Origin of the sequence: Janibacter hoylei PVAS-1 (genome assembly GCF_004025845.1) — a bacterium.
Lineage (GTDB): Bacteria > Actinomycetota > Actinomycetes > Actinomycetales > Dermatophilaceae > Janibacter > Janibacter hoylei.
The window spans coordinates 223020-246331 of the sequence record NZ_PIPF01000007.1 but is presented as its reverse complement, the minus strand read 5'-3'; the positions used below and the strand labels follow the sequence as shown (position 1 = coordinate 246331).

The 23312-nt window shown below is 71.6% G+C and carries 23 protein-coding genes; 13 read left to right on the top strand and 10 right to left on the bottom strand.

Annotation, left to right across the window (positions count from 1 at the left end; all coding sequences use genetic code 11):
- Positions 1-11 precede the first annotated feature (11 nt).
- On the top strand, positions 12-377 hold the full coding sequence (locus CWN80_RS08080; RefSeq protein ID WP_007924209.1) for a VOC family protein: 366 nt from the start codon (positions 12-14) through the stop codon (positions 375-377).
- Positions 378-492: 115 nt separating this feature from the next.
- Here the strand turns inward: CWN80_RS08080 and CWN80_RS08075 are convergent, their stop codons facing one another.
- Positions 493-1227 (bottom strand): MOSC domain-containing protein, encoded by a 735-nt coding sequence (locus CWN80_RS08075; protein WP_007924211.1) that lies wholly within the window; start codon positions 1225-1227, stop codon positions 493-495.
- Positions 1228-1298: 71 nt separating this feature from the next.
- On the bottom strand, positions 1299-1733 hold the full coding sequence (locus tag CWN80_RS15540; protein ID WP_156811704.1) for an HNH endonuclease: 435 nt from the start codon (positions 1731-1733) through the stop codon (positions 1299-1301).
- Between the two features lie 129 nt (positions 1734-1862).
- On the opposite strand from CWN80_RS15540, the gene CWN80_RS08070 reads away from it, so the two are divergent.
- Positions 1863-3212, top strand: a complete 1350-nt coding sequence (locus tag CWN80_RS08070; protein WP_007924215.1) for a M20/M25/M40 family metallo-hydrolase — start codon at positions 1863-1865, stop codon at positions 3210-3212.
- Positions 3213-3260: 48 nt separating this feature from the next.
- Here CWN80_RS08070 and CWN80_RS08065 read toward each other — a convergent pair whose 3' ends face one another.
- Entirely contained in the window at positions 3261-3461 is a 201-nt protein-coding gene (locus tag CWN80_RS08065) for a DUF5703 family protein (protein ID WP_202865232.1), read from the bottom strand.
- Between the two features lie 38 nt (positions 3462-3499).
- Here CWN80_RS08065 and CWN80_RS08060 point away from each other — a divergent pair, with 38 nt between their 5' ends.
- Complete coding sequence (locus tag CWN80_RS08060) at positions 3500-3808, top strand: primosomal protein (RefSeq protein WP_306511886.1); 309 nt, start codon at positions 3500-3502, stop codon at positions 3806-3808.
- Positions 3809-3821: 13 nt separating this feature from the next.
- Here the strand turns inward: CWN80_RS08060 and CWN80_RS08055 are convergent, their stop codons facing one another.
- Complete coding sequence (locus CWN80_RS08055; protein WP_007924218.1) at positions 3822-4826, bottom strand: magnesium and cobalt transport protein CorA; 1005 nt, start codon at positions 4824-4826, stop codon at positions 3822-3824.
- Positions 4827-4875: 49 nt separating this feature from the next.
- Here CWN80_RS08055 and CWN80_RS08050 point away from each other — a divergent pair, with 49 nt between their 5' ends.
- Genes CWN80_RS08050 through mshC form a run of 4 tightly spaced genes read left to right on the top strand, consistent with a single transcriptional unit; the run spans position 4876 to position 8169 of the window.
- Positions 4876-5592 carry an MSMEG_4193 family putative phosphomutase gene (locus CWN80_RS08050; RefSeq protein ID WP_007924219.1) on the top strand — a complete coding sequence of 239 codons (717 nt, stop codon included), beginning with the start codon at positions 4876-4878 and terminating at the stop codon, positions 5590-5592.
- Entirely contained in the window at positions 5589-6113 is a 525-nt protein-coding gene (locus CWN80_RS08045; RefSeq protein WP_007924220.1) for a DUF3090 family protein, read from the top strand. Before CWN80_RS08050 ends, CWN80_RS08045 begins: the two co-directional genes overlap by 4 nt.
- A gap of 2 nt (positions 6114-6115) precedes the next feature.
- Positions 6116-6904, top strand: a complete 789-nt coding sequence (locus CWN80_RS08040; protein WP_238148127.1) for an SCO1664 family protein — start codon at positions 6116-6118, stop codon at positions 6902-6904.
- Positions 6905-6927: 23 nt separating this feature from the next.
- A complete protein-coding gene (gene mshC / locus CWN80_RS08035; protein ID WP_040880506.1) occupies positions 6928-8169 on the top strand; it encodes a cysteine--1-D-myo-inosityl 2-amino-2-deoxy-alpha-D-glucopyranoside ligase in 1242 nt (413 codons plus the stop codon).
- Positions 8170-8330: 161 nt separating this feature from the next.
- Here mshC and CWN80_RS08030 read toward each other — a convergent pair whose 3' ends face one another.
- Positions 8331-9188 carry a PAC2 family protein gene (locus CWN80_RS08030; protein WP_007924223.1) on the bottom strand — a complete coding sequence of 286 codons (858 nt, stop codon included), beginning with the start codon at positions 9186-9188 and terminating at the stop codon, positions 8331-8333.
- A gap of 34 nt (positions 9189-9222) precedes the next feature.
- Here CWN80_RS08030 and CWN80_RS08025 point away from each other — a divergent pair, with 34 nt between their 5' ends.
- The gene (locus CWN80_RS08025; RefSeq protein WP_007924224.1) at positions 9223-9921 is read left to right on the top strand and encodes an HAD family hydrolase; all 699 of its coding nucleotides are present in this window, start codon (positions 9223-9225) and stop codon (positions 9919-9921) included.
- On the opposite strand, the gene CWN80_RS08020 is transcribed toward CWN80_RS08025, so the two are convergent.
- A complete protein-coding gene (locus CWN80_RS08020; RefSeq protein WP_007924225.1) occupies positions 9918-10757 on the bottom strand; it encodes a RecB family exonuclease in 840 nt (279 codons plus the stop codon). The two genes, CWN80_RS08025 and CWN80_RS08020, sit on opposite strands and share 4 nt — an antisense overlap.
- Entirely contained in the window at positions 10754-14476 is a 3723-nt protein-coding gene (metH, locus tag CWN80_RS08015) for a methionine synthase (protein ID WP_202865231.1), read from the bottom strand. The genes CWN80_RS08020 and metH overlap by 4 nt, the downstream gene beginning before the upstream one ends.
- A 76-nt stretch (positions 14477-14552) precedes the next feature.
- Here metH and CWN80_RS08010 point away from each other — a divergent pair, with 76 nt between their 5' ends.
- From CWN80_RS08010 to arc, 3 genes are read left to right on the top strand one after another with little or no spacing between them, the layout of a single operon-like run.
- Entirely contained in the window at positions 14553-15659 is a 1107-nt protein-coding gene (locus tag CWN80_RS08010) for a site-2 protease family protein (RefSeq protein ID WP_128277107.1), read from the top strand.
- Between the two features lie 11 nt (positions 15660-15670).
- The gene (locus CWN80_RS08005; RefSeq protein ID WP_040880507.1) at positions 15671-16690 is read left to right on the top strand and encodes a tRNA (adenine-N1)-methyltransferase; all 1020 of its coding nucleotides are present in this window, start codon (positions 15671-15673) and stop codon (positions 16688-16690) included.
- A gap of 60 nt (positions 16691-16750) precedes the next feature.
- Positions 16751-18409: a proteasome ATPase gene (gene arc / locus CWN80_RS08000; protein WP_128277106.1), complete on the top strand. Its 1659-nt coding sequence runs from the start codon at positions 16751-16753 to the stop codon at positions 18407-18409.
- A 17-nt stretch (positions 18410-18426) separates the two neighbouring features.
- On the opposite strand, the gene CWN80_RS15535 is transcribed toward arc, so the two are convergent.
- The 3 genes from CWN80_RS15535 to CWN80_RS07985 are packed head-to-tail and all read right to left on the bottom strand — an operon-like array spanning position 18427 to position 20973.
- A complete protein-coding gene (locus tag CWN80_RS15535; RefSeq protein ID WP_192899850.1) occupies positions 18427-19026 on the bottom strand; it encodes a DUF3054 domain-containing protein in 600 nt (199 codons plus the stop codon).
- A complete protein-coding gene (locus tag CWN80_RS07990) occupies positions 19019-20023 on the bottom strand; it encodes an alpha/beta hydrolase (RefSeq protein WP_007924230.1) in 1005 nt (334 codons plus the stop codon). Before CWN80_RS07990 ends, CWN80_RS15535 begins: the two co-directional genes overlap by 8 nt.
- Positions 20020-20973, bottom strand: a complete 954-nt coding sequence (locus tag CWN80_RS07985) for an alpha/beta hydrolase (protein WP_007924231.1) — start codon at positions 20971-20973, stop codon at positions 20020-20022. The genes CWN80_RS07990 and CWN80_RS07985 overlap by 4 nt, the downstream gene beginning before the upstream one ends.
- A 274-nt stretch (positions 20974-21247) precedes the next feature.
- On the opposite strand from CWN80_RS07985, the gene CWN80_RS07980 reads away from it, so the two are divergent.
- On the top strand, positions 21248-21793 hold the full coding sequence (locus CWN80_RS07980; RefSeq protein ID WP_128277104.1) for a GNAT family N-acetyltransferase: 546 nt from the start codon (positions 21248-21250) through the stop codon (positions 21791-21793).
- A 9-nt stretch (positions 21794-21802) separates the two neighbouring features.
- Positions 21803-23299 carry a depupylase/deamidase Dop gene (gene dop / locus CWN80_RS07975; protein WP_007924233.1) on the top strand — a complete coding sequence of 499 codons (1497 nt, stop codon included), beginning with the start codon at positions 21803-21805 and terminating at the stop codon, positions 23297-23299.
- Positions 23300-23312 lie beyond the last annotated feature (13 nt).

Below are 23312 nucleotides of genomic sequence, written 5' to 3'. Positions count from 1 at the left end.
ATGCTTGGTCCATGGCACACGGAGACATCACGCACATCGACATCCCGGTCAGCGACCCGCAAACAGGAGCGGCCTTCTACGGTGGGCTCTTCGGCTGGCAGATCGCCGAGATCCCCGGCTTCGAGGGCTACCCCATGTGGCAGGCGCCCAACAAGATCAGCGGGGGCGGCCTCGCGCCACGCGGCGACGGCTTCGAGCACCCGCGCTCCTACGTCGAGGTCGACTCGATCGAGGAGGTCCTGGCCCGGGCGACGCAGTCGGGCGGCTCGGTCGTCATGGACAAATCGCCGATCAGCGAGACGAGCTGGTTCGCCGTGATCGCCGACCCTGACGGCAACCACATCGGTCTCTACGAGGGGACGACCGAGGCCTCCTGACCAAGGCTGTCCGGCACGCGTGCCGACGAAGGCCGGCCGGGTTCGGTCCCCGTCCGGCGAGGGGTCCCGGGGCCGTCCGACGAGTGGTGTCCCGGACCCGCTGAGCCCGGGGCGCTCACCCAGGACTGGGCACGGGGGTGACCGCGTCCCCGAGGCGCGCCTCGCCGGGCGTCACGACATCGGCATCGATCCCGAAGGGGACGTCGCGCTCCGCTCGCCCCTGCCCGGCGATCGTGTGGAGGTGGCGTGTGTCGAGGGCGGCGGTGTCCGGGTTGATGTCGACGACCCGGCAGCGGGGGACCGGGCCGCGCACGCGCACGGTCGCGCCACCGACCTGCAGGAATGTCCCCGGCTCCGGGTCCTGCTCGGCGGCGACCGTGAAGGTGGCCCTAAAGCGGGAGTCCTGAGCCTCGCACAGGCGGCGCAGGGCGCCGGTCGTCACGAGGGTCACCGAGCCGCCGTAGACGACCTCGCCCGCCGTGCGGATCCGCGCTAGCCGGACGTGCCGACCGAGGTGGGCCGACAGCTGGTCGGCGTGCGGTGACGTCATGACCTCCAGCCGCGCTGCGCGGTCCCAGTAGCTGCAGGTGCGGACCTCGCCCGTGGGGAGGGGTGCGGCGGTCACCGTGCCCTCGCCCGGGGTGGTCACCGTCAGGTCCGCCCCGTCCCAGGCGGCGGTGACGAGGACCATCGTCGGGTTGTCGACGGTGCGCAGCACCCGGTCGCGGCCGGTCTCCAGCAGGCAGTAGAGGCGGTCGCCGCGCGGTCCCGTCGGGTCGAGATGCACCCGGTCGAGGTCGGTGTGGCGGGCGCCCTTGAGCGGGGTGAGGCCGATGCGGGTCAGGTGCACGCCCGTCAGTGAACCATGTTCAGGACGCGCCAGTACCCCCGACCGGGGTGGTCGGGGGCGGGGCGGGGTCGCTAGACGTGCCAGGTCACGCCGCGGGCCGTGGCGGTCAGGTCGGGGACGTGGACATGGGTGTGGTGTCGTTCGCAGAGCAGGGCGGCGTTGGCGATGTCGGTGTGTCCACCGCGGGACCAGTGGGTCAGGTGGTGGGCGTCGGTCCACTGGGCGGGCATGGTGCACCCGGGGTAGGTGCACCCGCCGTCGCGCAGGACGAGGAGGCGGCGCTGGCCAGGGGTGAAGTAGCGGGTCGCGCGGCCCAGCTCGAGGGGTTCGCTCTCGGTGCCGAGCATGACGGGGACGATCCCGGCGGCGCAGGCCAGCGCCTCCGACACGTCACCGTCCGGCAGCTGCCACGTCGTGCCCTCGTCCATCACCAGCAGCGCACGCACCGCATCACGCACCCCGGGAAGCACTCCCGGATCGTGGTGGCGCGCCGTCAGCTCTGACATTCCGTTGACCCTATGAGCGACCCCCGACAACGCTCTGCGCGCGACCTCGAGCCCCGGTCCGGACCCTGCCGCGCCAGACGCGGGACCCGCACCGGCCAAGGTCCGCCGGGTACCGCGTAGCCTGCCCGCATGAGCGAGATTCCCCCGCACGCGGGTGGTGCCCCCACCGCGCCCGAGCACGAGGTCGTCCGCATCTGCCGCGACCTGCTGCGCATCGACACGAGCAACTACGGCCCCGGCCAGGACGGGCCGGGGGAGCGCGAGGCCGCGGACTACGTCGTCGCCCAGCTGCGTGAGGTGGGGCTGGACCCGCAGGTCTTCGAGTCCGACCCGGGCCGCACGACCGTCGCCGTGCGCATCGCCGGCGCCGACCGCGACCGCGGGGCGCTGTGCATCCACGGCCACCTCGACGTCGTGCCGGCCCATGCCGAGGACTGGAGCGTCCCTCCCTTCGCCGGGGAGGAACGCGACGGCTGCCTGTGGGGACGCGGCGCCGTCGACATGAAGGACATGGTCGCGATGATGCTCGCCTGCGTCCGCCACCTCGCCCGCACCGGGACGGTGCCGCCGCGTGACCTGCTCTTCGTCTTCTTCGCCGACGAAGAGGCCGGCGGGGTCCTCGGCAGCCAGTTCATGGTCCGCGAGCACCCGGAGGTCTTCGAGGGGGTCACGGAGGCGATCAGCGAGGTCGGCGGGTATAGCGTCACCGTCGAGGACGCGCAGGGGGAGCCCCACCGCGCCTACCTGCTCCAGACCGCGGAGAAGGGCATCGCCTGGCTCAAGCTCGTGGCCCGCGGCACGGCCGGCCACGGGTCGGTCCCGACCTCCGACAACCCGATCGTCCACCTCGCCGAGGCCATCGCCCGGATCGACGCGCACAAGTGGCCCCGCGAGTTCATCGCCAGCGTCCGGGGGCTGCTCGACGGCCTGTCCGAGATCACCGGCGTCGGCTACAGCGACGAGGACGCCGAGGAGCTGCTCGAGCGGATCGGCCCAGCCGCAGGCTTCGTCCGGGGAGCCCTGCAGGACACCGCCAACGTCACGATGCTCGACGCGGGGTACAAGCACAACGTCGTCCCGCAGAGCGCCACGGCATCGCTGGACTGCCGCTTCCTCCCCGGCCACGAGGAGGACCTCATGGCCACGATCCGCGACCTCGCCGGCGAGCACGTCGAGGTCGTCGTCGACCACAAGGACATCTCGCTGGACTCGCCCTTCGCCGGCGACCTCGTCGAGCGGATGCGTGGGGCGCTGCTCGCCGAGGACCCCGAGGCGTCGATCCTGCCCTACTGCCTCTCCGGGGGGACGGACAACAAGGCGCTGTCGACGATGGGCATCGTCGGGTACGGCTTCGCGCCGCTGCGGCTGCCGGCCGACCTCGACTTCGCGCCGATGTTCCACGGCATCGACGAGCGGGTCCCGCTGGAGTCGCTCGAGTTCGGCGCCAAGGTCCTGTGGCGGCTCGTCGGCGACTGCTGACGGTCCGACGTGGCGGCGACGCTCGGCGTCAGCGCAGCGCCGGTGCGCTCAACGTGAGGGCAGCGCCGGCGGGCGCGGTACGCGGATGATCTTGCGACGCAACCAGGCCTTCTGCCGACCACTGATGTACACGACGGTGCGGTGCAGCTCCCAGCGGCCGTACTCGGCGTGGTCGGCCAGCTCCTGGCGGATCGCGGCGCGGCCTGCGCCGCGCGGGAACTGGATGGTGCGGAACTCGTACTCGGGCATCGGTGCCATTGTGGCCCACGGGCGGTAGCGTCATGCCCATGAGCGACCCGCGCCCCGCCCTGAACCAGCTGATCGCCGCCTTCGAACGTCACCTCGAGGCCTCGGCACAGCGCCGTGGTGAGGACGACCCCACCGTCGTGGCGGCCTACGAGGATCTCGCCGACGCCTTCGAGGCCTACGACGACGCCCTGCACGACGCCACCGGCGAGATGACGCCTCTCGTCGTCGTCGACGAGCAGTTCATGGTCGATGACGACGAGTCCGACGACTACGACGACGACGAGGACGAGCAGTCCTACTCCGGCCTCGACGACGAGGACTACGACGCGGACGACGCCCGGCGCTGAGTCGGCCTCCGACTCACAGCCAGCCGGAGCGCCGGAAGAGCCGGTGGAGCACGACGCAGGCCAGCACCATGACGAGCAGCGCCAGCGGGTAGCCGTAGTGGATCTCGTGACCCCCGACGCTCACGCTGGCCGACAGCTCCGGCATGCCCTCGAAGTTCATCCCGTAGATCCCGGCGATCATCGTCGGGAGCGCGAGCATCGCGGCCCAGGCCGAGATCTTGCGCATGTCCTGGTTCTGCTGCACGCCGACCTGGGCCAGGTGCGCGCTCAGCACGTCTGACAGCAGCCGGTCCTGGGACTCGGTGTTGTCGTTGACGAGCGACAGGTGGTCGTTGACGTCGCGGAAGCGCAGGCGCAGCTCCTCGGTCGGCACCGGCGTCCCCGTGCCGACGAGCAGCGCCAGTGGTCGGGCCAGCGGCAGAGCGGCCCGCTTGAACTCGAGGACCTCGCGCTTGAGCGCGTAGATCTCGGCGGTCGACACCGACCCGTCGGGGGAAAAGACCCCGGCCTCGATGTCGTCGAGGTCCTGCTGGATCTCGTCCTCGATCTCGAGGTACTGGTCGACGACGAAGTCGATGATCGCGTGGAAGACCCCCCACGGCCCGTGCCGCAGGGCATCGTGGCCGTCGGCCTCGAGCCGGCTGCGCAGGCCCGCCAGCGGACTCGCCTCTCCCTTGCGGATCGTGACGATGTGGTCGGCGCCGATGAAGACCATGATCTCGCCCGACTCGACGTCCGAGCTCGCCTCGACGTAGCGCAGCGGCCGCAGGACGACGAAGTGCCCGTCGCCGTACCGCTCGATCTTGGGTCGCTGGTCGCCCGTGACGGAGTCCTCGATGGCCAAGGGGTGCAGCCCGAGCTCCTCGGACACCCGCTCGAAGGTCTCGTCCGATGGGTCGCGCATCCCGATCCACAGGAAGTCCGAGCTGCCACTGGCCCGGATGTCGTCCAGGGTCTCGCTGATGTCCCCACAGGGCAGGCGTCGTCCGTCGTGGTACCGGGCCTGGTCGACGATCACCCCCGCATCGTTGCAGGTGCGGCGCCGCCCTGCGCCTAGGGTGAGGCGCGTGGCGTACTGCATCCTCATCAGGCACGGCCGGTCCACGGCCAACACCGCGGGTGTGCTCGCCGGGTGGACCCCCGGCGTGGCCCTCGACGACACCGGGCGGGAGCAGGCCGCCGCGCTCGTGACGCGGCTGGAGGGCACCCCCTTCGTCCACGTGGCGACGAGTCCGCTGCAGCGGTGCCGGGAGACCGCACAGCCCCTGCTCGAGGCCCACGGGCTCACCGCCCAGGTCCACGAGGGGCTCGGTGAGTGCCACTACGGCGCCTGGACCGGTCGCCCCCTGTCCGAGCTCGCGGGCGAGCCGCTGTGGCGGGTCGTGCAGGACCAGCCGAGCCTGGCCACCTTCCCCGACGGGCTGGAGCACCCGGGGGAGTCGATCCGGTCGATGGCCGACCGCGCCGTCGCGGCGGTCCGGGAGATCGATGCCGCCGTCACGGCCGAGCACGGCGAGCACGCCGTGTGGGCCGCCGTGAGCCACGGGGACGTCATCAAGTCCGTGCTCGCGGACGCGACGGCCACGGCGCTCGACGACTTCCAGCGCCTGCACGTCGACCCGGCGTCGGTCTCCGTCGTCCACTACACCGCGACCCGCCCCATGCTGCTGCGCAGCAACGACACCGGCCGGTCGGCCCTCACCCCACCCCGGCCGAAGGGGGACACCCCGCCAGCAGGGGACGCGCCCGTCGGTGGCGGAGCAGGACTAGGGTCGACGCCATGAGCCTCGTCGAGTTCGATCCGCCGGAGCGCTTCGTCCTCGGGACGGTGGGACCGCCCGGACAACGCACCTTCTTCCTCCAGGCCAACGACGGGTCCCGGCGGGTGCAGGTCTCCCTCGAAAAGCTGCACGCTCAGATCCTCGCCGAGCGCATCGGCGAGCTGCTCGACCAGGTGGGCGGGGCCGCAGCGACCGTCGCGGCCGCCGTGGAAGCGGCGGACAACGCACCGCTCGACACCCCGATCTACGAGGACTTCCGGGTCAGTGCCCTCGCCCTCTCGTGGGACGACGAGCGGCAGGTCGTCGTCATCGAGGCCCATGACCACGACCCGGACGAGGTCGAGGAGGACATCATGGTGCAGCTCAACAGCCTGCGCGTCTCGTTGCCCCCGGCGCAGGCGCGGGCCTTCGCCCAGCGGTGCGAGACCGTCGTGCGCGCCGGCCGTCCGGCCTGCCCCTTCTGCGGTGGCCCGGTCGACGAGGACGGGCACATCTGCCCCCGAGCCAACGGCTACAAGCGCTGACGGTGGCAGGTCCCCCTTCGCTCGTCGACGGTGAGCTCGCGGTCCTCGGCCGGCACCCTCTCGCGAGCAATGTCGTGCTCGTCGCCGAGGTCCGCGCCGCCGGCCACGAGCCGCTGCTCGTCGCCTACAAGCCCGTCGACGGCGAGCGGCCGCTGTGGGACTTCCCCGACGGGACGCTCGCGGCCCGCGAGGTGGCCGCCTCGGTCGTCGACCGGCTCGGTGGCTTCGACCTCGTGCCCGAGACCGTGTGGCGCGACGGACCGGCCGGCCCCGGAGCGGTGCAGCGGTGGGTCGGCGACGCGACCAGCCTCTGCCCGACCCCGGTGGCCGTGACGCCACCCGATGCCGTGCCCGACGGCAACATCGTCGTGCTCGAGGGCGAGGACGCCGAGGGGGCGCCCCTGCTCGTCTCCCACCCGGACGACCCGCGCCTGCGCACGATGGCTGTCCTCGACGCGGTGCTCAACAACTCCGACCGCAAGGGTGGGCACATCCTCGAGCACGACGGTCGCCTCTGGGGCATCGACCACGGCGTCGGCCTGCACGCCGAGCCCAAGCTGCGCACGGTCCTGTGGGGGTGGGCGGGTGACCCGATCCAGCCGGCTGACCTGGAGCGGCTCTCCCGCCTCGACGCGGCGTTGGACCGGGCCGAGGTACGGGCCGAGCTGACCGTGCTCATCACCCCCGTCGAGCTGGCGGCCCTCGCCGAGCGGGTCGCCGACCTGCTGGGCGAAGGGCGTCATCCAGAGCCGTCGGGGGAGTGGCCTTCGATCCCGTGGCCACCACTGTGAGCCGCACCTCGTAGGCTGTGCGCGTGAGAGCCTGGCCGTCCCCCCACCTACCCGTCGTCCCCGGAGAGCCGATCTCCCTTCGCCTGCACGACGTGGCCCGCGACGAGGTGGCACCGGTGGAGCCGACGGACCCCGCTCGGCTCTACGTCTGCGGCGTCACCCCCTACGACACGACGCACATGGGGCACGCCGCGACCTACGTGACCTTCGACCTGGTCAACCGGGCGCTGCGTGACGGCGGCCGTCAGGTCACGTACGTGCAAAACGTCACCGACGTCGACGACCCGCTCTTCGAGCGGGCCGCCCGTGACGGGGTCGACTGGCGCGACCTCGGGCAGGACCAGATCGCGCTCTTTCTCGAGGACATGACGGCGCTCGGGGTCATCCCGCCGGAGCACTTCATGGGCGTCATGGAGTCGATGCCGCAGATCATCGCGGCTGTGCAGCAGCTCGTCGCCCGAGGTGTGACCTACGAGGTCGTCGAGGACGGGGTCCGCGACATCTACCTCGACCTGGGTGCGGCCGGCGGGCTCGGCGAGCTGAGCCATCTCGACCGCGAGACGATGCTCGGCTACTCGGCCGAGCGCGGCGGCGACCCGCAGCGTGCCGGCAAGCGTGACCCCCTCGACCCGATGCTCTGGCGGGGTGAGCGCGCGGGCGAGCCGGCTTGGGACGCAGGCGATCTCGGCCCTGGCCGCCCCGGCTGGCACATCGAGTGCACGGCGATCGCCATGGCGCACCTCGGCGACCACGTCGACGTGCAGGGCGGCGGCACCGACCTCGTCTTCCCGCACCACGAGATGTCGATCGTGCAGGCAGAGGCGCTCACGGGGGAGCGACCCTTTGCCTCTCACACGACGCACCAGGCGATGGTCGCCTACGACGGCGAGAAGATGAGCAAGTCCAAGGGCAATCTCGTGCGCGTGTCGACCCTGCGCGGCGAAGGCGTCGACCCAATGGCCATCCGACTCGTGCTCCTCGCGCACCACTACCGCAGCGAGTGGGAGTGGACGGACGCCGACCTCGACGAGGCGAGGGCTCGCCTCGAGCGGTGGCGGGCCGGCCTGTCCACCGACGGCGGGCCCGACGCGACCGCCACCGTCGCCGCCGTGCGTGCCGCCATCGCCGACGACCTCGACACGCCGCAGGCCCTGGCCGCGGTCGACGCCTGGGTGGAGCAGTCGCTCGGGCAGGGTGGGCAGATCCGCTCGGCACCCGGCGAGCTGGCCCGAGCGATCGACGCGCTGCTCGGCATCCGCCTCTGAACCCACCTCCCCGCCGAGGGACTGGGGTCCGCATTTCCCCAGGGAAATGTCGCCCTGAGCTGGGATTTGCCTAGGGAAATGCGTCTGGATGGGGCTGTAGTCCGCATCTCCCTAGGGAAATGCGGCGGGTGGGGGGCGGGCGAAGGGGGAGGAGCGCCGGGTCAGCCCTTGCCGGGGGCGCCGTCGCCCCGGCGGCGAAGGTACCGCTCGAACTCCTTGGCGATCGCATCGCCGCTGGCCTCGGGCAGCTCGGTCGTGTCCTGGGCGCTCTCCAGGGCGGAGACGTAGTCGGCGACGTCCTCGTCGGTGCGGGCCAGCTCGTCGACGCCCCGCTCCCAGGCCTGGGCCTCGTCCTCGAGGTCGTCGTGGTCGATGACGGTGTCGAGCAGGTCCTCGAGCCGCACGAGCATCGCGAGGGTCGCCTTGGGGCAGGGCACCTGCGCGGCGTAGTGGGGGATCTCGGCCCACACGGCGATCGAGGCCATCTCGGCCTGACGGGCGCCGTCGGCGACGACACCGGTGATGCCGGTGGGGCCTTCGTAGCGGGCGGGCTCCAGGTCGAAGCGGTAGGCCGTCGCCTCGTCGTCGCTCGTGCACGACACCGGGATCGGGCGGGAGTGCGGCACGTCCGAGAGCAGTGCGCCGAGGGTGATGACCGTGCGCACCCCGTGCGAGGCCGCCAGGTCGAGGATCTCGGTGGTGTAGGCCCGCCACCGGAAGGAGGGCTCGGTGCCGACGACGAGGATGACGTCGCGACCGAGGCTGTCCGGGGAGGCCAGCATGATGCGCGTGGTGTCCCAGTGGATGCCCCGGCCCTGCCCCTGGTTGGTCACCCGCGGGCGGTTGACCTGGAAGTCGTAGTAGTCCTCCGGGTCGATCGCGGCGACGATCTCGGCGTCCCACAGCGAGGCGAGGTGCCCGACGAGGCGGGAGGCGGCCTCACCCGCGTCGTTCCATCCTTCGAAGGCGCAGATCATCACCGGGTCGTGCAGTTCGGGTAGCTCCTCGATCTGGATCACGTCGACCAGCCTACGACGCGTACGGTGGGGCCTCGTGAGCACCGACACCACGCGGTCCGACGTCCGCGACCTGCCCGCCGCGGTCCTGTGGGACATGGACGGGACCCTCGTCGACACCGAGCCCTACTGGATCATCGCGGAGCACGAGCTCGTCGAGGAGTTCGGCGGCACCTGGACCCACGAGCTGGCGCTCCAGCTCGTCGGCAACCCGCTCCTGGTCTCGGCGCAGTTCATCATCGACAACTCGCCCGTCGACCTGCCCGCGGAGCAGGTCGTGCACCGGCTGCAGTCCCGGGTGATCGAGCAGATCGCCGACGAGGTGCCGTGGCGCCCCGGGGCCCGCGAGCTGCTCGCGGCCTGTCGCGAGCTCGACATCCCGCAGGCGCTGGTGACGATGTCGTGGGCCGATCTCGCCGGTGCGGTCGTCGACGCCACGGAGCCCGGCTCCTTCGGCCTGGTCGTCTCCGGCGACCAGGTGACCCACGGCAAGCCGCACCCGGAGCCCTACGAGACCGCGGCCGAGCGACTGGGGGTGGAGCCGGCGACCTGCGTCGCCATCGAGGACTCGCCGACGGGCGTCCGGTCGGCCGCTGCGGCCGGCGTGCCGACCCTCGCGGTCCCTCACGTGGTCGAGGTGCCCGACATCGCGGGCTCGGTGCGGATCCCGACGCTCACCGGGGTCACCCCCTTCGACCTCATGCCGCTCGCGCTGGGCGCGGTCGCGCGGCCTTAGGACCCGGCAGGCGAAGGGGGCGGCTCGGCCTCCGGGGTGACGATCTCGATCGTCTCCGGCAGGGCCGGCGGCGTGCCGCCGAAGGCGGGGCACAGCGGCTTGAAGTCGCACCAGCCGCACAGCTTCGACGGGCTCGGCCGGAAGTCGCGCGTGGCGACGGCCTGCTCGATGGCGGTCCAGACGGCGCGGACGTTGCGCTCGAGCGCCAGCAGGTCCGCCTCGTCCGGCTCGTAGCGCACGATCGTGCCGTCCTTGAGGTAGACGAGCTGCAGCAGGTCGGGGACCCGCCCGGTCCGTCGCCACATGACGAGGCCGTAGAACTTCATCTGGAAGAGCGCCTTGCCCTCGAAGCCCGCGGCCGGGGTGCGGCCCGTCTTGTAGTCGACGATGCGGACCTGACCCGTGGGCGCGATGTCGACCCGGTCGATGATGCCGCGCAGCAGCAGTCCGTCGAGCTGGGTCTCGACCTGTACCTCACGTTGAGAGGGCTCGAGCCTCGACGGGTCCTCGAGGGTGAACCACCGGTCGACGAGGCGCTCGGCGGCAGCGAACCACGACTCCTCGGAGAGTGACGGGTCGTCGGCGATCAGGTCGGCCAGCTCGGGGCGCTCGGCGACGAGCGCCGCCCAGCACCCCGGCACGAGGGCGCGGGCTGCCTGCGGCGTGCGCTCGGCCGCCGGCAGGTCGAAGACCTCCTCGAGGACCGCGTGGACGAGGGTCCCGCGGGCCGCCACCGGGGACGGGACTTCGTCGAGGCGGTCGATCGTCCGCAGGCGAAACTTCAGCGGGCACTGCTTGAAGTCGGCGGCCCGCGAGGGGGAGAGCGCGGCCCTCACTCGGGGGAGTAGCCGAGGTTGGGGCCGAGCCAGCGCTCGGCCTCACGCATCGTCCAGCCCTTGCGCGCGGCGTAGTCCTCCACCTGGTCGCGACCGAGGCGTCCGACGACGAAGTACTGGCTCTCCGGGTGCCCGAAGTACCACCCCGAGACCGCGGCTCCCGGCCACATCGCCATCCCCTCAGTGAGCTCGATGCCGATCTCGTCGACGTCGAGCAGCGACCACAGGGTCTGCTTCTCGGTGTGGTCGGGGCAGGCGGGGTAGCCCGGGGCCGGACGGATGCCGGAGTAGGCCTCCTTGATGAGCTCGGTGTTGTCCAGGGACTCCTGCGGTGCGTAGCCCCAGAACTCCGTGCGCACCCGCTCGTGCAGCCGCTCGGCGAAGGCCTCGGCGAAGCGGTCGGCGAGCGCCTCGAGGAGGATCGCGTTGTAGTCGTCGTTGTCCGCCTTGAACTGCGCGATCCGCTCCGCGACGCCGAGGCCACCGGTGACCGCGAAAGCGCCGATCCAGTCGGCCACCCCCGTCTCCCGTGGCGCGACGAAGTCCGCGAGGCTCCGGTTGGGCACCCCGGGCCGGTGCTTGCCCTGCTGGCGCAGCATGTGGAGCGTGTGGGCGACCTCGGTGCGCGACTCGTCGGTGTAGATCTCGATGTCGTCGCCGACGGCATTGGCGGGGAAGAGGCCGATGACCCCCTTCGCCGTCAGCCACCGCTCCTCGATGATGCGGTCGAGCATCGTCTGAGCCTCGTCGTAGAGCTTGCGTGCCACCTTGCCCGTCGCCGGGTTGTTGAGGATGTCGGGGAAGGACCCCTTGAGCTCCCACGCGTTGAAGAAGGGCTGCCAGTCGAAGTACTCGCGCAGCTCGGCGAGGTCGTAGTCGGCAAAGACCATCCGCGTCGGCGTGACCCCGGTGAGGTGCGGGTGCTCGACGCTCCAGTCGATCGGGGTCCGCGCGTCACGGGCCTCGTCGTAGCTCAGCATCGGCCGATCATTGGTCTTGGCCGCGTGCCGCTGACGCAACGACTCGTAGTCGGCAGCGATCTCGTCGAGCAGCTTGGTCCGCCCCGTGTCGCTGAGCAGCTGGCTGACGACGGGCACCGACCGCGAGGCGTCCTTGACCCAGACGACGGGCCCGTCGTACTGCTGGTCCACCTTGACCGCGGTGTGGGCCCGGGAGGTCGTCGCACCACCGAGGAGCAGCGGGATGTCGAAGCCCTGACGCTGCATCTCGGAGGCCACCCCGACCATCTCGTCGAGCGAAGGGGTGATCAGCCCGGACAGTCCGATGACGTCGGCCCCGTGCTCCTTGGCCGTGTCGAGGATCTTTTGCGTCGGCACCATGACCCCGAGGTCTATGACCTCGTAGTTGTTGCACTGCAGCACGACGCCGACGATGTTCTTGCCGATGTCGTGGACGTCGCCCTTGACCGTCGCCATGACGATCAGGCCCTTGGACCGGCTCTCGTCGCCCGGCTTCTTCGCCGCCTCGATGAAGGGGATGAGGTGGGCGACGGCCTTCTTCATCACGCGGGCCGACTTCACGACCTGCGGGAGAAACATCTTGCCCTCGCCGAAGAGGTCGCCGACGACGCCCATGCCGTCCATGAGGGGGCCCTCGATGACCTCGAGCGGCGCACCGCCGGCGGCGTCGATCTCGAGGCGCAGGGCCTCGGTGTCCTCGACGACCCAGGTGTCGATGCCCTTGACGAGGGAGTGGGTGATCCGCTCACGCAGGGGCAGCTCGCGCCACTCCTGGGTCGCGGTCTCCTCGACGGCGCCGGTGCCACGGTGCTGCTCGGCGATCTCGAGCAGTCGCTCCGTGGAGTCGGGACGCCGGTTGAGCACGACGTCCTCGATCCGCTCGCGCAGCTGCGGATCGAGCGTGTCGTAGGGGACGAGGGCGCCGGCGTTGACGATGCCCATATCCATGCCGGCGTTGATCGAGTGGTACAGGAAGACGGCGTGGATCGCCTCGCGGACGGGGTTGTTGCCGCGGAAGCTGAAGGAGACGTTGGAGACGCCGCCGGAGACGAGCGCCCCCGGCAGGTTGTCCTTGATCCACCGGGTGGCCTCGATGAAGTCGGTGCCGTAGGCGGCGTGCTCCTCGATGCCCGTGGCCAGAGCGAAGATGTTGGGGTCGAAGACGATGTCCTCGGCAGGGAAGCCGACCTCCTCGGTGAGGATCGTGTAGGCCCGCTGGGCGATCTCCTTGCGACGCTCGAGGTTGTCGGCCTGGCCCTCCTCGTCGAAGCCCATGACGACGACCGCGGCCCCGTACTTGCGGCACAGCCGGGCCTGCTCGACGAAGGGCTCGACCCCCTCCTTCATCGAGATGGAGTTGACGATCGCCTTGCCCTGGGTGCGCTGCAGGCCGGTCTCGATGACCTCCCACTTGGAGGAGTCGATCATCAGCGGGACGCGGGAGATGTCCGGCTCGGAACTGACGAGGTTGACGAAGGTGCCCATGGCGGCGACGCCGTCGAGCATGCCCTCGTCCATGTTGATGTCGATGACCTGCGCGCCGCTCTCGACCTGCTGGGCCGCGACGGCGAGGGCGGCCGGGTAGTCGTCGGCCTCGATGAGCTTGCGGAACTTCGCCGATCCGGTGACGTTGGTCCGCTCGCCGACGTTGACGAAGAGGGAGTCGGCGGTGACGTTGAAGGGCTCCAGGCCCGACAGTCGCAGTGCCGGCTCGACCTCGGCCGGCACGTGCGGGGTGGCGCCGGCCGCCCCCTCCGCGATGGCGGCGATGTGCTCGGGGGTCGAGCCGCAGCATCCACCGAGCAGGTTGACCAGGCCGCTCGTCGCGAACTCCGCGACGAGGGAGGCCATGTGCGCGGGGTCCTGGTCGTACTCGCCGAAGGCATTGGGCAGCCCGGCATTCGGGTAGGCCGAGACGAAGGTGTCGGCGACCCGGCCCATCTCCACGATGTACTGCCGCAGCTCCTCGGCACCGAGGGCGCAGTTGAGCCCGACGGCGAGTGGCTGCGCGTGCCGGACCGAGTTCCAGAAGGCCTCGGTCGTCTGCCCCGTGAGCGTGCGCCCCGAGGCATCGGTGATCGTCCCCGAGATGATGACCGGCCAGCGGCGACCGTGCTGCTCGAAGAGCGTCTCGAGCGCGAAGATCGCGGCCTTGGCGTTGAGCGTGTCGAAGATCGTCTCGATGATGAGCAGGTCGACACCGCCCTCGACGAGGCCTTCCGCCTGCTCGAGGTAGGCCGTGACGAGCTCGTCGAAGGTGATGTTGCGCTTCGCGGGGTCGTTGACGTCGGGGGAGATGGACGCCGTGCGGTTCGTCGGGCCGAGCGCACCCATGACCCAGCGCGGTCGGGTCGCGTCCTTGGCCGTGTACTCGTCCGCAGCGGCGCGGGCCAGGCGCGCGGCCGCGACGTTCATCTCCCGGGAGAGCTCCTCCATGCCGTAGTCGGCCATCGAGATGCGCTGCGCGTTGAAGGTGTTGGTCTCGATGAGGTCCGCGCCGGCCTCGAGGTACTCCCGGTGCAGCTGGGTGATCAGCTCCGGTTGGGTGAGCACGAGCAGGTCGTTGTTGCCCTTGAGGTCGCTGCTCCAGTCGGCGAAGCGCTCCCCGCGGAAGTCCTCCTCGGACAGGCCCTGGCGCTGGATCATCGTGCCCATCGCGCCGTCCATGATGAGGACGCGCTCGCGGAGCGCCTCCTCGAGCTGGGGTGTGGCGTCGGGGCGGAGGGCGGTGTCGGTCACCGGGTGATCCTGTCGCAGAAGGCTCGATGGGCAACCGCCATTATCACCATTCGGTCTCCTCGCCTAGGGTCTGGGCATGGCCGAGACCCCCCAGGAGCACCCCCGAGGCATCCGTCTGGCCACCATCGGCTCGGTCCCCGTGTACCTCGGCTGGTCCTGGCTGCTCATGGGTGGACTCATCGTCTTCATCGTCGGGCCGGGCAGCGCGCAGGCGCACGGCCCGGTGACCGGGTACGGCATCGCGGTCGTCTACGCGCTCGCGCTCCTGCTGAGCGTCCTCGCCCACGAGGCGGCCCACGCCGTGACCGCACGCGCCTTCGGGCACACGGTCCACCGGGTCGTGGCCGACCTCTGGGGCGGGCACACGGCCTTCGAGGCGGCGCGCTCGACCCCGGCCACGGCCGCGGCCATCGCCGTGGTCGGCCCGCTGACCAATGCGGTGATCGCCATCGTCTGCCTCGTCGCCTCGGCGGTGCTCGGGTCGGGCATCCCCGGACTGGTGCTCGGCGGCATCGCCTTCGTCAACGGCGCGCTCGCGGTGCTCAACCTGCTGCCGGGCCTGCCCCTCGACGGCGGGCAGATCGTCGAGGCCGGCGTGTGGGCGGTGACCCGTGACCAGGGGCGGGCCCGGGTCGTCGCCGGCGTCTTGGGCCGCGGTCTGGTCGTCGTCATCGTCGTCGCCGTCATCGGCGTGCCCCTGCTGGCCGGACGCTCACCACAGCTGACGACGGTCCTGTGGACCGCGCTCGTCGGGAGCTTCCTGTGGACCGGGGCGACCTCCGCCATCGCCCACGGCCGGGCGCTGCAGCAGATCAACCGCCTCGACGTGCGCTCGCTGATCGAGCCGGCCGCGCCGATCCACCGGGACGCCCCGGTGGGCGAGCTGACCTCCCTTCGTGCCCTGCCCGTGGTGGTCGACGAGGCGGGCCGGCCGGTCGGGGTCATCGACCACGACGCCCTGCGCGGGATCGCCCCTGACGCCGTCGACCGCACCCCGGTCTCCGCCGTGACCGTCGCGGCGCCGGAGGGCTGGGCCGTCGAGCTCGTCCCCGGACACGAGGCGGTCGACCTCGTCACCGCCTTCCAGGAGTCGCGCGGCCGGGTCGTCGCGGTGACCGAAGGGGGAGCGCTGCGGGGCATCGTGCGGGTCGAGCGGGTCAACGCGGCCTTCGGACGCAACTAGACTCGCCGACCATGACCGCCACCGGATCCGCCTACCGCCGCGGCCCCTTCCGTGAAGGTGACCGCGTGCAGCTGACCGACCCCAAGGGGCGCCTGCACACGATCACGCTCACGCCGGGCAAGCAGTTCCACACCCACCGCGGGCACGTCAAGCACGACGACCTCATCGGTGCGCCCGACGGGTCGACGATCACCAACACGGCGGGCACCGAGTACCTCGCGCTGCGACCGCTGCTGTCCGACTACGTCATGTCGATGCCGCGCGGCGCCGCCGTCGTCTACCCCAAGGACGCGGGCCAGATCGTCCAGATGGCCGACGTCTTCCCAGGGGCGACGGTCGTCGAGGCCGGTGTGGGGTCGGGTGCGCTGTCGATGTCGCTGCTGCGCGCGGTCGGCGACGAGGGGCGGGTGCTGTCCTTCGAGCGGCGGGCGGACTTCGCCGAGATCGCCAGGGCCAATGCGCAGGCCTTCTTCGGGGAGGACCACCCGGCGTGGTCCGTCACCGTGGGCGACCTCGTCGAGTCGCTGCCGTCGGCGGTCGAGCCGGGCTCCGTCGACCGTGTCGTGCTCGACATGCTCGCGCCGTGGGAGTGCCTCGAGGTCGTCGCCGACGCGCTGACTCCGGGCGGGGTCCTCATCTGCTACGTCGCGACCGCGACCCAGCTGAGCAAGGTCGCCGAGGCGATGCGTGACTTCGGCACCTTCACCGAGCCGGAGGCCTGGGAGTCGCTCGTGCGCGGCTGGCACCTCGAGGGTCTCGCCGTGCGCCCGCAGCACCGGATGCACGGCCACACCGGCTTCCTCATCACGACCCGCCGCCTCGCCCCAGGCGTGACGCCGCCGATGCGCAAGCGTCGCCCGGGCAAGGGCTACGCGGCCCAGGAGGAGTCCGGCCAGCCGGACGTGGCCCCCGAGCCGATGCCCGGCGCCGACGACGCCGAGTGGACGTCGGAGGCCCTCGGTGAGCGGGTCGCCTCGGAGAAGAAGATGCGCAAGCTCGCCCGAGGTGTGGTCCCCCCGACCCCACGGTGAGGCGAAGGGGGACACTGGGACCCAGAGCGCCGTCACCTCGGCGGGAAGGGAGCACGACAGATGACGACAGAGCCCACCCCCCAGGACGTGCGGGCACTGCAGGACAAGCTCACCCACCAGCAGTCGCAGATGGCGAGCGTGGCCTCGCAGAACGAACGACTCGTGCGGACCCTCAAGGATGCTCGCCAGCAGATCGTCACCCTGCGTGAGGAGATCGAGCGCCTGGCCCAGCCCCCTTCGTCCTACGCGGTGGTCGTTGACGTCCACGACGACGGCAGCGCCGACGTGCTGAGCGGGGGCCGCAAGATGCACGTCGCGGTCTCGCCGGCGGTGGAGTCGGGGGAGCTCGGGGTCGGCCGCGAGGTGCGGCTCAACGAAGCGATGAACATCGTGTCGGTGCACCCGGAGGACGTCGCCGGCGAGGTGGTCGTCGTCAAGGAGGTGCTCGACGAGGATCGGCTGCTCGTCCTCATGCGCCAGGACGAGGAGCGGGTCGTGCGCCGCGGCGCCCGGGTCACGGGCACGCAGGTGCGGGTCGGTGACGCCGTCCTCGTCGACCAGCGCAGCAACATCGCGGTCGAGCGGATCCCGCGGGCGGAGGTTGCCGACCTGGTCCTCGAGGAGGTCCCCGACCTCGGCTACGACGACATCGGGGGGCTGAGCGAGCAGATCGAGGCGATCCGCGATGCCGTCGAGCTGCCCTACCTGCATGCCGACCTCTACGAGCGGCACCAGCTCAAGGCGCCGAAGGGGGTCCTGCTCTACGGTCCTCCCGGCAACGGCAAGACGATGATCGCCAAGGCGGTCGCGGCCTCGCTGGCCCGCAAGGTGGCCGAGCGCACCGGTCAGGAGAGCGCGACGGCCTACTTCCTCAACATCAAGGGCCCGGAGCTGCTCAACAAGTACGTCGGCGAGACCGAGCGGCACATCCGCCTGATCTTCCACCGGGCCCGGGAGAAGTCGAGCGACGGCACCCCCGTCGTCGTCTTCTTCGACGAGATGGACAGCCTCTTCCGCACCCGCGGCTCGGGGGTCTCCTCGGACGTCGAGACGACGATCGTCCCGCAGCTGCTCGCCGAGATCGACGGCGTGGAGGGCCTGGACAACGTCATCGTCATCGGGGCGACCAACCGCGAGGACATGATCGACCCCGCGATCCTGCGGCCGGGGCGGCTCGACGTGAAGATCAAGATCGAGCGCCCCGACGCCGAGGGCGCGCGGGACATCTTCACCAAGTACCTCACCGCGGACCTGCCGCTGCACCCGGAGGACCTCGAGGAGCACGACGGCGACCGGCAGGCGACGGTCGACGGGATGATCGAGGCGGCCGTGGACCACATGTACGCGGAGTCCGACGACAACCAGTTCCTCGAGGTGACCTACCAGGGCGGCGACAAGGAGATCCTCTACTTCAAGGACTTCAACTCGGGCGCGATGATCCAAAACATCGTCGACCGCGCGAAGAAGTCCGCGATCAAGGACTTCCTCGGCACCGGCACCGAGGGTGTGCGCGTGGGGCACCTGCTCGACGCCTGCGTCGCGGAGTTCAAGGAAAACGAGGACCTGCCCAACACGACCAACCCGGACGACTGGGCGCGGATCTCGGGCAAGAAGGGCGAGCGGATCGTCTACATCCGCACCCTCATCGGCGGCAAGTCCGGGGGCGCGGAACCGGGGCGCTCGATCGACACTGGCTCGCGCACCGGCCAGTACCTCTGACGGCCGGGGCGGTCCCCTCAGCGGTCCTCGGGCGAGCGGGGCTGGCGGATCCCGAGCTCGTCGACGACCCGGTCGCGGTCGGCCGGGTCGACGAGCCCGCGCCCGCGGGTCTCGTCGCGCGGTCCCTCGAGCGACTCGAGGTCGAGCGGGTCGCCGACGCGGGTGTGCTGCGTGGGCACCCGGCCGCGACGCTGGCTGCGCGGGCGCTCCTGCGGGGCGGGGGTGGGGCGGCGCCGATCGATCGCCCACAGGACGAGGCGCCAGCCCACGAGGGTGACCCCGAGGAAGATCGTCGCGACGATGACGAAGGGCAGGGCCGTGCCCTGACCGACCATGTCGCGCAGGGCCATCCCGCCGAAGACCGTGGCGATCCAGACCGTCAGGCCGTGCCACCAGCGGGTCGGCCAGGTCTGGCTCGACAGGAGGACGACGAGCCAGCCGAGAGCCAGCCCGCCGAGGAAGGGCCAGGCCGTGTCCCACCAGCCGGCGGGGTCGAGCGGCTCCTCGTGGGTGCGCCGCCCGATGAGCGTGAAGACGGCGACGACGAGCACGTCGAGGCCGGCCGCGAGGGCGGTCCGGCCCCGCGGGGCGGTGAGGGGCTCGTCCCGCTCACGCACGGCCGTCACCCCCGACGAGGTGCCGTCGGATCTCGGTGACGAGCTCGTGGCGGCTCTGCGCGCCGGCTCGGGCCACCCCCGGGAAGCTCGCGAAGCCGTGCGGCAGCCCGAGGTAGTTGGTGACGCGCACCTCGACGCCGACGGCGCGCAGGGCCTCGGCGTAGCGCAGGCCGTCGTCGCGGATCGGGTCGAGGTCGGCGGTCTGCACCAGGGCCGGGGCGACTCCGGTGACGTCGCCGAAGAGCGGCGAGACGATCGGGTCGGTGTAGGCGACCGCGTCCTGCGCGTCGCCGATGTAGAGCGTGCGGAAGGCGATGATCTTGTCCTCGGTGAGGATCGCCCCGTCGGCGTGCTCCCTGATCGAGGGCGAGGCCATCGTCAGGTCCGTCGCAGGGTAGATCAGCGCCTGGTGGCGGATCACCGGCTCGCCGGCACTCGTGCGCAGGTCCCGCAGCTGCTGGGCGACGATGGCGGAGAGGTTGCCGCCGGCGGAGTCGCCGCACAGACCGATCCGGTCCCGGTCGACGCCGTGGTCGGCATGGTCGTGGAGCCAGCGCACGACGTCGATCGCGTCGTACGAGGCGGTAGGCGCCCGGTGCTCGGGCGCCATCCGGTAGTCGACGCTCACGACGACCGCGTCGAGCTCGGCCGCGAGGTGGCCGCACAGCGGGTCGTACATCCGGGTCGACCCCTGGACCCAGCCGCCGCCGTGGAGGTAGACGAGGAGGGGGCGGTCCTCCCTTCGTCCGGCCGGCGTGTACCAGCGCAGGGGGATGCTCGCCCCGTCGCGGGCCGGCGCGGAGCTCTCGTCGATCGTCACGCCCGAGGGCACCCGCCCGGTGATCCACGAGAAGGGGGGAGTGGTCGGGTAGACCCTGGCGCGGGCTGCGCGGATGTCGTCGAGCGTGGCGTCGACGATCGAAACCCGACCGATGTTGTCGAGGAAGGTCGTCAGGGCCGCGACGAGCGGGGGCAGGCCGGGGTAGGGGCGCTTCACGGGTGCTCCTCGTGCAGGTGGTGGGCGATCTCGCCGATGAGCTCTTCGAGAGCGGGCTGGGCGGCCGGTGCGAGCCCGGGGAAGGTCTGGTAGCCGTGGGGCGCGCCGCGGTAGGTCGTGTGGCGGACCTCGACCCCCGCCTCACGCAGCGCCTGCGCGTAGGCGTCGCCGTCGGGACGAAGGGGGTCGACCTCCGCCGTCTGCACGAGCGCCGGCGGCAGACCGGTGAGGTCACCGAGAGCGGGTGAGATGACGGGGTCGCGGTCGTCGCCCTCCTCACCGAGGTAGAGGCTGCGGAAGGACCGCATCATGTCGGGGGTGAGCACCGGGTAGCGCTGGTTGAGCAGCTGCAGGTCGTCGGTCTCGCGGTCGGTGAGGTCCGGCGCGGGGTAGACGAGGGCCTGGTGCCGCAGCCCCGGGAAGCCCTCGTCGCGCAGGACCTGGGCGATGCCGGCGGCGAGGTTGCCACCGGCGCTGTCGCCGGTCACCCCGACGGCATCGGTGCGCGCGCCGATCTCGGCAGCGTGCTCGATCGCCCAGCGGGTGGCGTCGAGGCAGTCGTGGGCCGCCAGGGGAGCGCGGTGCTCGGGAGCCATCCGGTAGCCGACCGTGACGACGACGACCCGTGCCTGCGCGGCGATCCGCGTGCACAGCGGGTCGTAGACGCCCATGTGGCCGAGGACGAAGCCGCCGCCGTGGAAGTGCATGAGCAGCGGGAGCGGCCCGTCGGCCTCGGGGCGGTGGACCCGGATCTTCAGCTCGTGGCCGTCGCGGGCCGCGATCCGCCGGGTCTGCGAGGTCACGCCGCGCTCGGGGCGTCCGAAGAACCACGTGTACGGGGCCCGCATCGGGATGTTGGCGCGCATCCGCGACAGCTGGGCGGCCGTCATCTCCTCGGCGGGCACGCCCTTGCGGGTCAGCCACCCCAGCACCCGCGTCCGCCAGGGCATCCACGTCGTCCTCATCGCCCCATTCCAGCATGCGGCCTCCTCGTCCGATCCCTGAGGAGGTCTCGGGCTGGCTGGTGCGCGCATCTCCCTAGGCAAATTCGCTTTCCTCCGGTTCCTGAGCAGGTCGCCCAGCGAGACCTCCCCCCGATCCCTGAGGAGGTCGCCCAGGAGACCGCCCCCCGGTCCCTGAGGAGGTCGCCCAGCGACCGTCTCGAAGGGATCTGGCCCCGAAAGTCGGTGGTGCCCCGGGGCCCGTTGCACGAGCATGGCCGTCATGAGTCTGGTGACCCCGACCCTGGTGACCGAGCGGCTGCGGCTGCGCCCGGTGGAGGATGAGGACGCAGGCTTCCTCTGGGAGCTGATGTCCGCCCCCTTCGTCCTGCGCTACTGGGACGAGCCGCCGTGGAGGGATCCGTCGCGGGCCCAGAGGTTCGTCGACCAGTCCCGCAGCGCCGCCTCCGACGGGAGTGGTGCGCGGGTGCTGGTCGAGAGGGCGCAGGACGGTGAGCGGCTGGGGTGGTGCGGGGTGAGCAGCTGGGACCCGGCCTTCCGCAGCGCGGAGCTGACCCTGTGCTTCGGGCATGCCTCCTGGGGGCACGGTCACGCGACCGAGGCGGGCGCGGCCCTGCTCGACTGGGCCTACGCCACCCTCGACCTCAACCGCGTCCAGGCCATGGCCGACACGCGCAACATCGCCTGCGGGCGCGTCCTGCACAAGCTGGGCTTCGTCCTCGAGGGCACCCTGCGGGAGGACTGCGTCGTCGACGGGGTCGTCTCCGACTCGTGGGTCTTCGGGCTGCTCGCGAGGGACCGCACCTAAGGTGGGCCCATGAGCGTGCGGCGGGTCATGGGCATCGAGACCGAGTACGGCATCGCGGTGCCCGGGCAGCCCTGGGCCAACCCGATGACCGCGTCCGGCGAGGTCGTCACGACATATGCGCGGGCGCACGGACTGCGCTCCGGTCACGGGGCGTGGGACTACAGCGACGAGCACCCGCTCGTCGACGCGCGCGGCTTCGAGCTGCCGCGCTCGCGCGCCGACGCCTCCCAGCTCACCGACGTCGAGGACCCGACGCTCGCCAACGTCGTGCTCGTCAACGGCGCGCGCCTCTACGTGGACCACGCCCACCCCGAGTACTCCTCGCCGGAGGTGACCTCGCCGCGCGACGCGCTCGTCTGGGACCGCGCGGGCGAGCTGGTCATGCGCGAGGTCGTCGCCCGGCTGGCCGGACGCGAGCCGGGCATCAACCTCTACAAGAACAACACCGACGGCAAGGGCGCCTCCTACGGCACGCACGAAAACTACCTCGTCGAGCGGAGCACCCCCTTCGAGCGGATCGTCGCGCAGCTGACCCCCTTCTTCGTCGCCCGGCAGGTGCTCTGCGGTGCCGGGAGGGTCGGCATCGGCCAGGAGAGCGAGCGGGCCGGCTACCAGATCTCCTCGCGCAGCGACTTCTTCGAGGCGACCGTCGGTCTCGAGACGACCTTCAAGCGGCCGATCATCAACACCCGCGACGAGCCGCACGCCGACCCCGACCGCTGGCGCCGGCTGCACGTCATCATCGGCGACGCCAACCAGGCCGACGTCGCGGGTCTGGTCAAGGTCGGCGCGACCTCGCTCGTCCTGCGGCTCATCGAGGCCGGCGCCGTGGACCGCGACCTCGAGGTGCTCCACCCCGTCGAGGCGCTGCGGGTGGTCTCGCACGACCCGACCTGCCGCGCGACGGTGCGGATGCGCGACGGCCGCGACCTCACGGCGGTGCAGATCCTCGCCGAGTACCTCGAGATGGCGCGCGCCTTCGTCGATCGCGAGGGCAGCGACCCGGCGACCGACGAGGTCCTCGACCACTGGGAGCGGCTGCTCGGCCTGCTGGCCCACGACCCGCTCGACGCTGCCGCAGACATCGACTGGGTCGCCAAGCTCGCTCTCCTGCAGCGCTACCGCGACCGCGACGGCCTGGCGTGGGACGACCACCGGCTGCGCGCCATCGACATCCAGTGGTCGGACGTGCGCCCGGACAAGGGCGTCTTCCACAAGCTCGAGGCCGCGGGACGGATCACCCGGCTGACGACCGACGCCGAGGTCGAGGCGGCCGTCTCGACCCCACCGGCCGACACCCGCGCGTGGTTGCGCGGGCGGGTGGTCGGGGCCTTCGGCGAGCAGGTCGTCTCCGCGTCCTGGGACGCCCTCGTGCTGCGGCTCCCGCGGGCCGGGCGCGTGGTCCGCGTGGCGATGCCCGACCCGCTGGCCCTTGGTCGGGACGGCACGGAGGCCCTCGTCTCGGCCGGTGACGTGGACTCCCTCGTCGCCGGCCTCGGGGCATAGGGTCGGGGCACGA

Bases quoted from the DNA above. Each gene is read 5' to 3' on its own strand.
- CWN80_RS08080 (WP_007924209.1), top strand. From the start codon at position 12: ATGGCACACGGAGACATCACGCACATCGACATCCCGGTCAGCGACCCG.
- CWN80_RS15540 (WP_156811704.1), bottom strand. From the start codon at position 1,733: ATGTCAGAGCTGACGGCGCGCCACCACGATCCGGGAGTGCTTCCCGGG.
- CWN80_RS08070 (WP_007924215.1), top strand. From the start codon at position 1,863: ATGAGCGAGATTCCCCCGCACGCGGGTGGTGCCCCCACCGCGCCCGAG.
- CWN80_RS08065 (WP_202865232.1), bottom strand. From the start codon at position 3,461: ATGCCCGAGTACGAGTTCCGCACCATCCAGTTCCCGCGCGGCGCAGGC.
- CWN80_RS08060 (WP_306511886.1), top strand. From the start codon at position 3,500: ATGAGCGACCCGCGCCCCGCCCTGAACCAGCTGATCGCCGCCTTCGAA.
- CWN80_RS08045 (WP_007924220.1), top strand. From the start codon at position 5,589: ATGAGCCTCGTCGAGTTCGATCCGCCGGAGCGCTTCGTCCTCGGGACG.
- CWN80_RS08010 (WP_128277107.1), top strand. From the start codon at position 14,553: ATGGCCGAGACCCCCCAGGAGCACCCCCGAGGCATCCGTCTGGCCACC.
- CWN80_RS08005 (WP_040880507.1), top strand. From the start codon at position 15,671: ATGACCGCCACCGGATCCGCCTACCGCCGCGGCCCCTTCCGTGAAGGT.
- arc (WP_128277106.1), top strand. From the start codon at position 16,751: ATGACGACAGAGCCCACCCCCCAGGACGTGCGGGCACTGCAGGACAAG.
- CWN80_RS07985 (WP_007924231.1), bottom strand. From the start codon at position 20,973: ATGCCCTGGCGGACGCGGGTGCTGGGGTGGCTGACCCGCAAGGGCGTG.
- CWN80_RS07980 (WP_128277104.1), top strand. From the start codon at position 21,248: ATGAGTCTGGTGACCCCGACCCTGGTGACCGAGCGGCTGCGGCTGCGC.
- dop (WP_007924233.1), top strand. From the start codon at position 21,803: ATGAGCGTGCGGCGGGTCATGGGCATCGAGACCGAGTACGGCATCGCG.